Raw genomic sequence first — 13,143 nt, 5'->3', positions numbered from 1 at the left:
TGGACATCGAATCACCTAGACGTCGAACCACTCGGTGAGTGCCGTCTCGTCGGTTATGAAGTAGTAGACGAGGTCGCCCTGCACGACGGCGTACGCATCGAGGCTCCGATCGTATATCACGCGGCCGTTGGAGTCGATCGCGATGTCGACGAGATCCTCGAGGGAGTCGGTCCGGATGTACTCCTTGTCCGATTTCGTTGGAATCTCGCCGTTGGAGATCCACTCGTCGTATCGCGAGCGAGCGAGATCGGTCTCGACCGAGAGCGGATCGATCTCCCGGGAGCGCCGGATGACGGCGACCGCACCGGCGAGCAACCCGATCCCGAGAGCACCGAGACCGCCCACCATCGTCATATCCGGTGAGCCGACGGAGCGCCGAGTCACCGGCGTGCTGTGGGTGCGACTCGCCGAGAGGTCGCCGTCGATCCAGTACGTCTCTCCGGAGAGGGCAAGCGGCGCGGACGTGTTGAGCGTCCCCGCGTAATCGTTCGTTTCGTAGGTCACACTCTGTCGCAGCGTGACTTGGAGGCTCCCGGCCCCCGAGACGGCGCTCTGTTTCTCGGAGACGTACGAGCGAACGTCTTGCATATTCATCGTGGTGTTCACCCAGACCGTTCCGTCGGACACCCGGGTCTGATCTGCGGCGACAACCCGCTGGTCCTCGTAGAACGTCTGCCCGTCACGGGTCGCGCGGAGCTGGATGACGTGTCGCTGGGAGACCTGGACCTGCTGGCCGCCCGGCACATCGGTTCGGATGCGCAACGTCAGCTCCGGCGACGCCTCGAAGAAGTAGATCGGCATATCGCGCAACACCTGCCCTTCGTCGTACAGCGGTGTGCTGTTCTCGACGACGGCCGACGTCTCCGTGGTCGTCTGGATCGTCTGTGTGTTGGTGTTCTCGGTGACTTCCTCGACGGGCGGGTTCAGATACGTCTGCCCCGCGCCACCGAGGGCGACGAGCCCCAGAATCGCCATTCCGAGGGCAATAAAGCGGCCGTACCGGCCGACCGCCAGCTCGATCTGCTTGATCACCGACATAGTCCCCGTGCCCGTCCCGGCATCACCTGGATTCGTTATTCGAGCGACAAAACTGCTTCGCAGGGCGGTGTCGGGAGCGAGACGCCTCGACACCGCGCAGAGCAAACAGTATCTCGCCCACGGTCTCGGCGATCAGCCGGTGGCCTGCACCGTCGACGTCGAGAAGTTGCCGTCGACGTCGTATGCGGTGACGGTGAGGGTGTACAGTTGCCCCTTCGCGACGTTGTAGCTCGAATCGTCCGGCTGGATCGTTTCGTTGTTGTTCTTGTAGTCGAAGGTGCCGTTGAGCGTGATAGTCCTGGTAGCGACGACTGTCCCGCCGGACTGACCTTCGGTGACTTCGAGTTCGATCCGGTCGAGATCGCCGTCGCCGTCGTCGTCGCTCACGCTGACTTTCGTGTCCCACTCGTCTTTGTTCCGTCTCGCAGTGAATTCGTTATCTTTCGTCGGTTTCTTGATCCTGACTGCGCCGGCCACGTTGCCGGATTCGGCATCCACGCTCCCGGAGGTGTCGAGCGCGAAGTCCGAACCACTAATGTTGACGCTGTACGGGATCGTTCCCGTGACGGCCGCGTCGATGTCGACGTACTGTTCGTTCCCACTCATAACGGTGAACGTCACCGAACACCCCGATTCGCCGTCGTTGTCGTAGAGCGTCCCATCCGAACAGGTATCCAGCGAGACCGTTATCTCCAGCGCGGCGGGCCTGTTGTTCTCGAATTTGACCATCGGGTCCCGACTGTTCTTTTTCACAGGGCCCTGGCCGACAACCCCGACCATCGCGTTGCCCTCGGACGCGACGCTGAAGTTCCCGGTTCTCGCCGCGTTCACCGAACTGAATGCGCCGGTCGCGATGTTTCCACCGCCGAGGCCGATGACGCCCGCTGCGCTGCCGAAGACGAGCAGGAACTTGCGGCGACTGCCGCCGCCGGACCCCCGGCGTCGCTTGCGGGGCATCTTATGCACCCCCGCGTTGGTTTCGGCGGACGGCGGTAGGGACGGCGTCGTTCATAGAGGATTCCTGCCGACGAGGCGCGTTGTCTGGGCTGTTAGCGCGTCTGTTGTCCGTCGACGTTCACTTATGTTGTTTCAGCTTCACGATAGTAAATGCTTCGCACGGGAGGCAACGATGCACACACGCGGCAGCAGCGCGTCGACGACCGCTCGCTATGAAATCGACTGTCAATCGGCCGCTACTCCCCGATCGAACTGAGGATCGAACGTCGGCAGGAACTGGAGTGCCGAGGTCGCGGTATCCTCGTTGTCGTCCGTATCCACGGCACGGATGCGGACGAAATATTTCCGGGAGGGGTCCACGTCGACGGTCGGAATCCCCGGAATGTACACCGGTGAGGCCTCGTAGACGTCCGTTCGTCCGAAATCGACGGTCTGGCGGGCGACTTCTGTCCCCCCGGCCGTGCGGATGGAAATCTCGACGGTCTCGAGGTCGCCGTTCGGATCCTCCACGCGCAGCGTCGAGATCTCGAACTCGTTGCGGTGGGTGTCCCAGGAGGGATCTTCGAAGGCCGTAATCCGGGGTCCCTGGCGCCGCCGAGCCGGAGCCGTGATCCACCCCGGAAGCGACGGGAGGCCGTACCGCCACAGGCGGAGCACCACCACGGGAACGAGGATGAGCAGGCTCGCCGTCACAAGCCACGAGAGCACGGGGACGCCCCGTGAGGAGACGATGCCGAGCACACCGAATCCGCCGGCGGCAGCGGGGCCGACGGTGATCGTCGTCTCCGCCGTCGCGTTCGCGCCGTACTCGTCTGCTGCCGTCGCGGTCACGTCGTAGGAGCCGTTCTCGAACGTGTAGTTGACCGTCCGTCCGTCGACCTGTGAGCCGTTCGGGAGATCCCAGGTGACGGAGACGTTTCCGACCTCGTCGGTGACGTTAGCGCGGAGCGTCGTCGAGTTGTTCGCGGTGACGCGCTCGGGCGTCTCGATCGTGATCTCCGGTTCGTCGTTGACGAGGATCCGATAGTCCGTCGTGTCCGTGTTGCCGAGCGCGTCCGTGATTTCCAGGGTGACGTTGTAGATGCCGGGTTCCTCGAACGACGACCGGACGTTTTCGCCCTGTACGGTGGTGCCGTCCGGGAGCGTCCACTCGTAGGTGACCTCCGGGCTACTGAACACGGCGAAGGGGCTGAAACCGGTGGTCCGCGCCTCCAGGACGACCGACTCCTCGGTCGTCGAGACCACGTTCGTCCTGAGTAGCTCCCACCCGTTCTCGGTCAGATGGCCGATCCGGGCGTTCGCGGGATCGGTCACCCCGAGTCGCTCTCTCGACACTTCCATCCGGACCATCGCCGGCTGATCCTCCTGGCCGGGAGGCGCCTGAATGTCGACGGCTTTGACGATCCGGCGTTCACGATCGACGCCGTTCGTCCGGTTGATCGTCGACCGCCTGCCGTCCAGTGTGACCTCCTCGCCGACGAGGGTGAGCGTGTCGACACCGCGCGAACGGAGCTGCTCGGTCTGTTTGGCCGATTGCTCCGAGAAGTCTGCCCGCGTGATCACCGCACGCGGCTCAGGCTTCGAGCCGGGGTTCGGATCGTCGGGGATCGTCTCGGGGTCCATCTCCTCGACGGTGAACGATTCCGCCGGTTCCGACTCGGTCCCGTTGTCGGTGCCGTTCTCGGAGACCACCGTCTCCGGGGAGATGGGCTCGACTTCGACGCCTGTCGGTTCCTCCGAGACTCCTGGGCCACCCGTAGTCTCGTTCCCGCCCGTGCTCTCACTCGTCTCGGGCAGCCGCGCGTGCAGGGAGATCTCGGACAGGAGAGTGTCGCCGACAGCCGCCTCGCCGGACCGCGTGTCGATGGCGATACTCACGACGAGCTGTTCGCCGGGCGCGAGCGTCGCGTCGTTCGCCGCGCCCTGGATCGCCCGCTGCTCGATGACGGGTTCGGTGCGGACGCCGCTCGAAAGCGCCTCGTAGAGGATGACCGAATCGGTCGCGTCGTGCGTGAGCCACACCCGCGCGTCGCGGTCGCCGCGGTTCTCGATCACGAAGACCTGCCGGATGACCGTCTGGCCGTTGGTGTTGACCCCGGGATCGGTTAGATCGACGCTGAGGTTCCCGTCCGCGCCGACGCTGGCGTACTCCCCGTTCGGCCCGTCGGCAGGAGCGAGGACGACGCCGTTGTCGTCGAAGGGGTCGTCGGTGGCGCCGATCGTGACCGCCCCGGTCGGGACGGCCAGCGCGAGAGCGACAACGGCGATGAGGATTGGGGTGAGTTTTATGAGGTTCATTTTGGGTGATCCCGTAGGTACGGCTGCCTGAAGGTCATAAGATGACTACTCGACTGCTAGCGTTCGACGGTTGCCGAGAGTCTGTCGTCTCGGAGATCCGAAATTAAAGGGCCACCTATCCGCGAATGCTATTATGCCGGGTTCGTCGCGTTTGCGTATATTGTAACGTTATTGATGAGTTCGGCGTCTTGATCAAGATTTAGGCTCGTCGTGTCGATTTTCATTGACACATTCGTCGTATCACCGGGGCCGAGCTTTAACTGATGATTAGCATCTTTACCGGAACCAGCGACAGTAATATTTTCGCTATAGGAGCTGTCGTTGTAGAAAGTTACCGCTGAACTGTTGCCCCCCGTTGTCTCAATCTCGATAGCAACTGTTTGCGACCCTTGGTTCGTGATATTGATTATCTTATTGATTTCTGTCGTTGCGTTGTTGTTGACTCCGTTTGGGGCACTATTGAGATCACCATCAAAATTTCCAGCCGTGTTGATTTCAACTTCGCCGTTCTGCAGGCGTGCGTACTGGTCGCCATTAGCGGTGTCCGCCGGCTGAATTGCAAGCAGCGCGGCCCCATCGCCGGCTGTGTTCACTTCAGCTGTCCGTTCTGCCGTCACCGTCGTGAACGCACCGCTCGCAGTCACCAGGCCGATGGCGGCGAAGACTGCGAACAGCGCGAACAGTTTTCCTTTGGGTCTCATAGTTGGATGGGTTGTCGTGTTTTCGTTGCCCGAGAGCCGACGCGACCGCCGCGCCAGCCCGTCAGGGCTTACCTACCCCTACATATCCTACCCCCTTTGTAAGCCCGACCTACTGAACGGTTAGTAATCGCTAACAGGCGCTGAGACGGTAGTTAGGCGCATCTAACAGTCGGAACTCGGGAGGGGGACAGAGATTCGGGATTGAGCCGCTGAAGGCAAATACGACCGCTCGAAACACTAATCGGTCGTTAATTGCTGGTCGCCTGCGCCGTGATGGTGATTCCATCGACGAGATCGGGCGTCCCGCTCAGGCCGGTGGTGTCGACTTCGATGCTGACAGTCACCGAGTCTCCCGGGCTCAGTGTCGCGTTCGCGCCGCCGGGTTCGAGTCCGCCCTTTGCTGCCGACGTGTCCGGGTCGGAGGCGTTGTAGAACGTCACTGCGCCGTCGTTGTCGCCGCTGTCAGTGATACCCACCTCTACTTCCTGGCTCCCTTGGTTCGTGATGACGAACACCGATTTCACGTCCGTCGTCGCGTTGGGATTGACGCCGGTGGCGCTGGAGGTGTAGCCGGCGAGGTTGATTTCGAGTTCGCCGTTCGAGATGCGGGCGTACTCGTCGCCGTTCGGTCCCTCAGCGGGATCCATCGCGAGCAGGGCGCTGCCGTCGCCCGCGACGTTCACTGTCGCAGTCCGGGAGGCTTCAACAGAGGTGAACGCGCCGGTTGCGGTCACGAGGCTGATCGCCGCGAAGATAGCGAGGAGTCCGAACAGCCGTGTTTTGCGTCCCATAGTCGTGCTGAGGTTCCCGCGCGTGGTCGTCTGAACGATACACCAACGGCCTCGGGGGGCCTTCCCGCCTCGATCGAACGCCGGCGAGCGGATCAGTCGGGATCGGCGCCCCCGAAACGACCGTCGATAGGTGTCTCCTAACTAACGATACGCGCCGGAGCCTCTTGTAGGATCCGGTTCTGTCAGTGAGAAAGAATGGGAACAAAACGTCTTAATCCCCGATTTAATCGATCGGTGCTGCTGCACTCGCCGACACGGACGGCGAACGTCGGTCGAGACAAGCGACAACTTTACGCCTGACCAGTCGGTCAAGTTATTTGTTACAGTTAACAGATGGCTACTGAGGTGCCTGAGAGCGAAACCGAGTCTTTATCGAACGATGTCCTCTACGACGCGCTCTCACAGACGCGACGCCGGTACGCGCTGCATTACCTCAAACAGCGCGGCGAACCCGTCTCCGTGCAGGAGCTGGCCGAACAGGTGGCCGCCTGGGAGAACGAAAAGGAGGTCGAGGAACTCACCTCCCAGGAGCGAAAGCGGGTCTACATCGCGTTCTACCAGTCTCACCTGCAGACGATGGACGACAACGGACTGGTCGAGTACGACGATGACGACGGGACAGTCACCCTCTCGGAGTCGATGCGGGATATCGATCTCTACCTGGAAGTCGTCCCCGAAGAAAGCGTCCCCTGGAGCCTCTATTACGCCGGGTTGGCAGTCGCAAACGCCGCGATCCTGCTGCTCGCGTGGTTGGAGATCCGGCCGTTTACGATGCTTCCCGACCTGGCCTGGGGTGCGGTCGTGCTCGTGACATTCGGCGTTTCGGCGTTCGTCCAGTTCTACTACAGCCGACAGATGCACATCGGTGACGACGGGCCGCCGCCGGAACTCGCGGAGTGAGTGAATCCGACGCAGATTACAGGCGGGGCAGGCCGAGGCGGTTCACGGCGCGGAGACGATTTCGAGGTCGCCGTCGTCGGTGATCCGGACGACGGTGTCGAACAGCGATCTGAATACGCCCACGGTCTGTTTGTCGTGCGCATCGGGGTCCATATGGTAGTGTGCCATCGCGTCGACCGACGACAGTTTCCCCCGGAAGATGTGCAGAAACCGAAACAGACGGCGCGGTTCGACGTACTGAAGCAGCGCGGTCAACGAGTGGACACAGACTGCCGTTCGCTCCTCTTCCGTCGAGATATCGGAGATAAGCCGACTGAGCGTGATTCCGAGCCGGGTGAGATCCGAGGGGTCCGAGACGGTCTCGATCGTGATTTGCTCCGGCCCGCTCTGGGTCGAGATGGTCGTCGAGGCAGGCGCACCACCAGTCTCCTCACCCAGAGAAACGACGACCATACTGGCGGGTGACCCGGAACTGTACCGCTGCCACATCGAGAGCCAGTCGTTCGCAGAGCGCGTGACCGTAACCGCGAGGATGTTCGTCCGGTCCGGAACAGCGTACGACAGAAGCGCTGTACAGTTTCGGTCGCAGTCGGCCCCCTGGACCGGGCCGAGCACCAGGACGTCGGAGGCGTCGTCGATCGTCTCGAAGGGGATGCTGTCGGTCGTGTGTGTCTCCTCCTGCTCCGGGACGTTGACCCACTCGAAGGAATTATCCTCGCTTCGCTCTTTGTCATCCGAGCGTCGCGTCTTGCCCTGTCGCTCCCGGACCGAATTCGCGAGGTCTTCCAGGGAGGCAGAGAGAGATTCCCCGTCGTCGGCCTCATCGTCGGGTTGCAAGTCGTCAGTGCCGTTCATTGCTGTGTTCCTGGGTCAGGGGGCCCTGCATCGGGAGTGAGTCCGTCGAAGAGCGCACGGCAACGGACTGCTCTTCCTGTCCCGCACGTCCCGTGAGTCGATCGCACAGTGTCGCGTCGGCGTCGGGGCAAACGCCGACGGAAGAGGCGCTGCGATCTCTCCGGGGATACCGAGGAATACGTTGGATAGCGAATAAATATACCGGAATTTGTATCGGCGGCTGCAGAGAGCGGGCAGGGCGTCCAACGCGCCGCCGTCTCTCCGGAGCGGAGTCATCGGTGGCACCTTGGTATCAATCTACAGAGACAACGGGACCCATTGCGCCGAAGTGCCGAAACTTGGCAAACAGGAACGGTAACAAAGCTTTTACTCGTACGATCTTTAGTTTCATTCACCGAACAATATCGAGATGTCGGAAGAGTTTCCGGACCCGGGCGGCGATCCGTTCGAAGAGGAGTCCTTCGACGAGTGGCTCGAGCAGCAGGCCGCAACGCAGGGGCTCTCCCGGGAGGAGCTCTTCGAGCAGTTGATCTCTTCGTACTGGACGCTCACCGAGATGACACAACTGCTTGAGAACACCGGAAGCACCGATCCGCCGTTCGATCCGTCCCAGTCGGAGAGTTCGACCCCGCTGCCGACAGACATCGGATCTGAGGGGACGGACGCCGATCGTCGGGAATCGAACGAAATACCGTCCGACGACGCCGCGGAAACAGACCGCGGCCACGAAGCCATCGTCGACCGTCTCGATGAACTCCAAGACCGGATCGACGAACTAGAGTCGACGCTCGAATCGGAAGTCGAGCGCGGGCAATCGCTGGATGCGGTCGCAGAAGCGGTAGTCGAACGGATCTCCGAGATAGAAGCTGAGCTCGACGGACTGGCGACGGAACTGGATTCGACGCGCGAGTCAATAACCGACGACTACGACTCGCTTGCAGAGGACATCGACGGCCTGGAGGCTGAACTCAGCCGCGAAAAGGACACGCGTGCCACGGCACAGCAGAAATTAACGGCCGAGCAAGACCAGATCCGTTCGTGGCTGGACACGGAATTTGACAACCTAGAGACAGTTCTCGAGTACCTTATCTCCCGGACCGACGAACTGGAAACCGACATCGAGAGTGCGGACTCACACTACGGGGACGCACTCTCACGGCTCCGCTGGGAGCGCGATGTACTGGATTCGCTCAAACGTGATGCCGCAGCGGCGGGTGTACACGCCGGCGAATGTGAGTCGTGTGCCGAGACAGTCGATCTCGATCTGCTATCGCGGCCCTACTGTCCGAATTGTGAAAGCATTCTGACTGGGATCGAAGAGCGCGACAAGTGGCTGTTCTTCTCCGAAGCCGTCGTGACGACAAAAGGAAACGGCGCCGGATCCGACGCACACGGGAGTACGGGAGCCGGCGCCGGGATCGAGCCAGCAGAGCACACCACGGCATCGTCTCCCTCTCAAGCAGGACCCGGACAGGATCCCGACGCTCGATCGGCCGACTCAGACCGAACCACTCAGGCCGACGCGTTCGAGAAAGAGCCCGTCGGTGGGGAATCGACCGAGAATGGCGGCGGAGACTTCGGAACTACCGACCGGCCGACGACAGAGCAGGACAGTTCCCCGGGAGCAGCAATCGATCGCAACGCGTCGTCGTCCGCTTCCCGCGAGTACGGATGGAACGAACCGGAGGAGAGTCCGACGGAAGATACCCCCTTCGAGTTCACCGATGCAATCGAAAACTCACCACCGGAAGAAACCGCCGACCGATCCGGGAATCGCGACGACGCGCAGTCGTTCTCAGTGGACGGCAACCGCGAGCCGATGGATCGCGAAAGGGACGACAGCGACGTGGAGTCTACCTTCGACAACCTCGGAGAGTGGGTGCGACAGGAAGAGCAAAAAACGGACTCCGCGGACGGAAACTCGCGGCGACGTGAGTGATTCTGACTGGGGCCGATCAGCGGGCGCAAAGTCCCTAGGAGAGGTATCACCCGCGAGAGAGGCCGACGGCGGAAGGTCCGCCTGTGGGACGACGGCCAACCCGAAGGCCAGATTTATTCTTTCGGCGGTCAACTAATCTCACACTGTTGGGGTCGTATGGACAATCAATCACACGTACTGGTCGTAGACGACGAAGCGGATCTCGCAGATCTGTACGCTTCGTGGCTCTCGGCGAAGCACACCGTCGAAACAGCCCACAGCGGCTCCGAGGCGATCGAGAACGTCCACGACTCGATCGACGTGGTGCTTCTGGATCGCCGGATGCCGGGGCTCTCCGGGAACGCGGTGCTCGAGGAGATCCGCGAGCGCCACCCCGAGTGCCCCGTGGCGATGATCACGGCAGTCGATCCCGACTTCGACATCCTAGAGATGGGCTTCGACGCCTACGTGACGAAACCGATCTCCGCGGAGGAACTCACGACGGTCGTCGACTGTCTCCTGCGGCGCTCCGAGTACACCGAGACGCTACGGGAGTTCTTCGCCAAACTCTCGAAACGCGAAACGCTTTCCTCCCAGAAGCCACGGTTCGACCTCGAATCGAACGAGCAGTATCGAAAACTGGAGGAGGACATCGAGCGCCTCCGGAAACAGTCGGAAGAACACATCACCGAACTCGACGACGAGGACTTCGAGGCGCTGTTCCACCGCCTGGATGCGTGACGGGTGGTGTCGCCGTCGCTGCAGCCGATCGAAGGATTCGTCACGATCACTCCCGTTTTTTCCGCCGAGCGCCACCCCCGTGGACGGCACTCGGCGGGAAACAGTGAGCGTAATCGAGATCAGAACACCGCTCCGGTGCTATGCTATCGTCTCTTCGATCGTTTCTAGCAGGTCTTGCCGGCTATACGGTTTGAAGAGATACGCATCGGCGCCGGCTTCGAACGCGCGCATCTTCACCTCGTTACTGACATAGACGGTACTGACGATGACCGAAATAGTGGTGTCGAGTGATTTGATCGACTCAGTCGCGTCGATGCCATTGCCCTCCGCCAGATTGAGATCCATCACGACGACGTCGGGGTTCGTCTCGCGTGCGAGTTCGACCGCGTCGTCGGCGCCGCACACTGTCCCGACGATCGTGTGTTCCTTCTGGACGTAGTTGCGTAACAGCGTCGCCTGCACGTCCGTATCTTCGACGAGTAAGATGGATGCCATATGTAGCTGGTGTGAGCGAATGCGGCAGCGAGCCGCATTTGCTGCGGGACTCTCTGGAATGTGACTCGTCCTATACGTTCGGCACGTGTATCCTTCACGATTCGTTGCCGGACATACGAGACGGTGACAGACGGTATCCACACAACGCTTTTTCCGAACGCCAACAAAGTTACAGAGGCTATCGGGGCCAACTGGCGAGCAGGCCACTGTCGTCGGTCAACCCGATGAAAACAGTGAGTAGAATGTCGACAGAGAGGTGGCCGTACGCCATCGCGGGGACGGGAGGCCTCCTGAGTCTCACCCTCGTCGGGGAACTGTTCGTGTACGTGTCCGTCTCGGGGATGCCGTACAGTGGATTCCCCATCGGAATCCTCACCTCGGTTCCGTTCGTGATCGGCCTCGTGTACGGCGGATACTGGCTCGCCGACAGCGAGTTGCCATCCGAGCGGTACGACCAGGTGGGTCGCTGGTGGGTCGGCGGAACGATCGGGATGATTCTCCTAGTGTTGGTGGTCAACATCCAGATACAGCCTCTCTCGACGATACTCGTCGTCGGGACAGTCCGGTGGAGCGCTGCGATCGGTGGCGGTGCGGGGCTCCTGATGGGGATTCTTCAGGCACAGGCAATTTTGCGGGGCATCGAGGCCGAAAAGGCGCGCAAGCAACGGCAACAAGCCGAACGGGAGAGGGACAATCTCGAGGAGTTCACCCGGATCGTCTCTCACGACCTGCAGAACCCCCTCCACGTCGCGCAGGGTAATCTCGAACTGCTGCGTGAGGACTGCGAGAGCCCACAGATCGACACCATCGAACGGGCGCACGACCGGATGTCGACGATTATCGAGCGAACGCTGACCCTCGCGCGGGCGAGTCGCCCGATCAGTGAGACCGGGCCGGTGGATCTCGCCGCGGTCGCCGAGAGGTCGTGGGAGATGATCGAGTCGGCCGACGCGACGCTCCAGAGAGAAGGCACACAAACGATCTGTGCCGACAGCGACGCGCTCCAACACCTCTTCGAGAACGTGTTTCGGAACGCGATCGAGCACGGGGGCGACTACGTCACGGTCCGGGTCGGGGTACTCGAGACCGGGGCGGGGTTTTACATCGAGGACGACGGCCCCGGGATCCCGGACGCCGATCGCGAGCAGGTGTTCGAATCCGGGTACTCGACCGCGCCAGAGAACCTGGGGTTCGGACTCAGTATCGTCAGGCGGGTCGTCCAGCGTCACGAGTGGGAAATCACGGTCGGAGAAAACGACGACGGTGGGGCGAGATTCGAGATTCGCGGAGTCGAAACACCCGACGACTAGACGCCGGTCCGCTCCGAACCTTTTATACCAGCGGACTGGTGTTCATTACGTACACAGCGGCCCGCCGAAGCAGCACGGGCGGGGTGCTAGCGCGCCAGTGGTCCAGTGGTAGGACAGTGGCTTCCCAAGCGCCGCGCTATCGGTCAATGCCGGAGTAGGCGCATACGGCGGTATTACCCCTTCTATCGGGATCTTTCGACGGCTACATTAGCGAAATAAACAGTCGAAAGATCGCAAATAACACGACAGATACCGCCAATGTACACAAACGACGATCAGCCCGACGATGAGTATAACGACCAGTCAGAGGACTACGAAGGGCCTCCAGTATCTGGACCCACCCAAGAAGAATTAGAAAAGTTCGCTCCCTTTCTTGCTCAGGACTACCGTGATTTCAAGCAGGATTTTATTCATTACCTAAATGAAGAGGGGAAGAACCCCGACCGAAACGAGGGGTTTGCACGCGAGACAGTTCGCGGGACGCATTACCGCATAGAGCAGGCGTTCCGATGGTTGTGGGATAACGAGAAAGAATACACGAGTGATTTCACACCACAGCAGGCCACAGAGCTGATCCGATTCGTCCGGGATCGGACTCCCCATCCTGATTCCGTTGCTTACCACTATGTCAAATCTCTCCGTCGTCTATTCGACTACTACCGGGAACGGCGGCACGAAAACATCGAGGATTGGGAACACGGAATCGATCTTCGGAACACAAACAGTGTTAAATCCAATCATCAGAAGGACCGATTCTATCCTACTGAATTTCGAGATCTCTACCAGGCGGCGCTTCGATATTCCTCAGTCAAGAGTTACAATAATAAGACGATGAGTGTCGCAGAGCGAGATCAGCTCAAAATCTTCGTCGCAAAGCGATTGGGGATTCCAAAGAAGGACGTGGGGCCTGAAGAATTTAAGCAAGCCAGTTCTTGGAAGGTTCCTTCATTAATTGCTGTAGCTTGCGATACAGGGCTTCGACCCATAGAGGTGGAGCGTGCGAAGGTGGATTGGTTTAATCTTGCCTTGTTGAACGCAAGACAACGACGGGGTAGGGTCGATTGTTTGTAGTCTCACGCCATCAGAGGCAGGTATGTGGAGTCAGAAGATGCAGTAGCCGTCACTCACGGTGGTTGTCG

At 60.8% G+C, this 13,143-nt stretch carries 12 protein-coding genes; 5 read left to right on the top strand and 7 right to left on the bottom strand.

Going from position 1 to position 13,143, the window contains the following annotated elements:
* Positions 1-15 precede the first annotated feature (15 nt).
* From RJT48_RS14000 to RJT48_RS13980, 5 genes are all read right to left on the bottom strand, one after another.
* The gene (locus tag RJT48_RS14000) at positions 16-1,032 is read right to left on the bottom strand and encodes a DUF5305 family protein (protein ID WP_311172955.1); all 1,017 of its coding nucleotides are present in this window, start codon (positions 1,030-1,032) and stop codon (positions 16-18) included.
* Positions 1,033-1,170: 138 nt separating this feature from the next.
* Positions 1,171-1,995, bottom strand: coding sequence for a hypothetical protein (locus RJT48_RS13995; protein WP_311172954.1), 825 nt, complete (start codon positions 1,993-1,995; stop codon positions 1,171-1,173).
* 225 nt (positions 1,996-2,220) lie between these two features.
* Complete coding sequence (locus tag RJT48_RS13990; protein WP_311172953.1) at positions 2,221-4,293, bottom strand: PKD domain-containing protein; 2,073 nt, start codon at positions 4,291-4,293, stop codon at positions 2,221-2,223.
* 131 nt (positions 4,294-4,424) lie between these two features.
* On the bottom strand, positions 4,425-4,994 hold the full coding sequence (locus tag RJT48_RS13985; RefSeq protein WP_311172952.1) for a hypothetical protein: 570 nt from the start codon (positions 4,992-4,994) through the stop codon (positions 4,425-4,427).
* 248 nt (positions 4,995-5,242) lie between these two features.
* Positions 5,243-5,785, bottom strand: coding sequence for a DUF1102 domain-containing protein (locus tag RJT48_RS13980; protein ID WP_311172950.1), 543 nt, complete (start codon positions 5,783-5,785; stop codon positions 5,243-5,245).
* 345 nt (positions 5,786-6,130) lie between these two features.
* Between RJT48_RS13980 and RJT48_RS13975 the strand changes: the two genes are divergently transcribed.
* Complete coding sequence (locus RJT48_RS13975; protein ID WP_311172949.1) at positions 6,131-6,685, top strand: DUF7344 domain-containing protein; 555 nt, start codon at positions 6,131-6,133, stop codon at positions 6,683-6,685.
* Positions 6,686-6,727: 42 nt separating this feature from the next.
* Here the strand turns inward: RJT48_RS13975 and RJT48_RS13970 are convergent, their stop codons facing one another.
* Positions 6,728-7,540 carry a DUF7504 family protein gene (locus RJT48_RS13970; RefSeq protein WP_311172948.1) on the bottom strand — a complete coding sequence of 271 codons (813 nt, stop codon included), beginning with the start codon at positions 7,538-7,540 and terminating at the stop codon, positions 6,728-6,730.
* A 409-nt stretch (positions 7,541-7,949) separates the two neighbouring features.
* On the opposite strand from RJT48_RS13970, the gene RJT48_RS13965 reads away from it, so the two are divergent.
* Both RJT48_RS13965 and RJT48_RS13960 read left to right on the top strand, forming a co-directional pair.
* Positions 7,950-9,479 (top strand): hypothetical protein, encoded by a 1,530-nt coding sequence (locus RJT48_RS13965; RefSeq protein ID WP_311172947.1) that lies wholly within the window; start codon positions 7,950-7,952, stop codon positions 9,477-9,479.
* 156 nt (positions 9,480-9,635) lie between these two features.
* Positions 9,636-10,199, top strand: coding sequence for a response regulator (locus tag RJT48_RS13960; RefSeq protein ID WP_311172946.1), 564 nt, complete (start codon positions 9,636-9,638; stop codon positions 10,197-10,199).
* 138 nt (positions 10,200-10,337) lie between these two features.
* Here RJT48_RS13960 and RJT48_RS13955 read toward each other — a convergent pair whose 3' ends face one another.
* Positions 10,338-10,694 (bottom strand): response regulator, encoded by a 357-nt coding sequence (locus tag RJT48_RS13955; RefSeq protein ID WP_311172945.1) that lies wholly within the window; start codon positions 10,692-10,694, stop codon positions 10,338-10,340.
* Between the two features lie 242 nt (positions 10,695-10,936).
* Here RJT48_RS13955 and RJT48_RS13950 point away from each other — a divergent pair, with 242 nt between their 5' ends.
* Positions 10,937-12,004, top strand: coding sequence for a sensor histidine kinase (locus RJT48_RS13950; protein ID WP_311172944.1), 1,068 nt, complete (start codon positions 10,937-10,939; stop codon positions 12,002-12,004).
* 258 nt (positions 12,005-12,262) lie between these two features.
* Complete coding sequence (locus RJT48_RS13945) at positions 12,263-13,075, top strand: hypothetical protein (protein WP_311172943.1); 813 nt, start codon at positions 12,263-12,265, stop codon at positions 13,073-13,075.
* Positions 13,076-13,143: the final 68 nt, after the last annotated feature.

The sequence above is a fragment of the Halobellus ordinarius genome, from assembly GCF_031823395.1.
Taxonomy (GTDB): domain Archaea; phylum Halobacteriota; class Halobacteria; order Halobacteriales; family Haloferacaceae; genus Haloquadratum; species Haloquadratum ordinarius.
Note: the sequence above shows the minus strand (reverse complement) of the source record. Positions and strands in the feature narration are given on the sequence as shown.

Excerpts from the sequence above, each read along its gene's own strand:
- RJT48_RS13980 (WP_311172950.1), bottom strand. The coding sequence starts at position 5,785 with ATGGGACGCAAAACACGGCTGTTCGGACTCCTCGCTATCTTCGCGGCG.
- RJT48_RS13960 (WP_311172946.1), top strand. The coding sequence starts at position 9,636 with ATGGACAATCAATCACACGTACTGGTCGTAGACGACGAAGCGGATCTC.
- RJT48_RS13965 (WP_311172947.1), top strand. The coding sequence starts at position 7,950 with ATGTCGGAAGAGTTTCCGGACCCGGGCGGCGATCCGTTCGAAGAGGAG.
- RJT48_RS13950 (WP_311172944.1), top strand. The coding sequence starts at position 10,937 with ATGTCGACAGAGAGGTGGCCGTACGCCATCGCGGGGACGGGAGGCCTC.
- RJT48_RS13990 (WP_311172953.1), bottom strand. The coding sequence starts at position 4,293 with ATGAACCTCATAAAACTCACCCCAATCCTCATCGCCGTTGTCGCTCTC.
- RJT48_RS13970 (WP_311172948.1), bottom strand. The coding sequence starts at position 7,540 with ATGAACGGCACTGACGACTTGCAACCCGACGATGAGGCCGACGACGGG.
- RJT48_RS13945 (WP_311172943.1), top strand. The coding sequence starts at position 12,263 with ATGTACACAAACGACGATCAGCCCGACGATGAGTATAACGACCAGTCA.
- RJT48_RS13955 (WP_311172945.1), bottom strand. The coding sequence starts at position 10,694 with ATGGCATCCATCTTACTCGTCGAAGATACGGACGTGCAGGCGACGCTG.
- RJT48_RS13985 (WP_311172952.1), bottom strand. The coding sequence starts at position 4,994 with ATGAGACCCAAAGGAAAACTGTTCGCGCTGTTCGCAGTCTTCGCCGCC.
- RJT48_RS13995 (WP_311172954.1), bottom strand. The coding sequence starts at position 1,995 with ATGCCCCGCAAGCGACGCCGGGGGTCCGGCGGCGGCAGTCGCCGCAAG.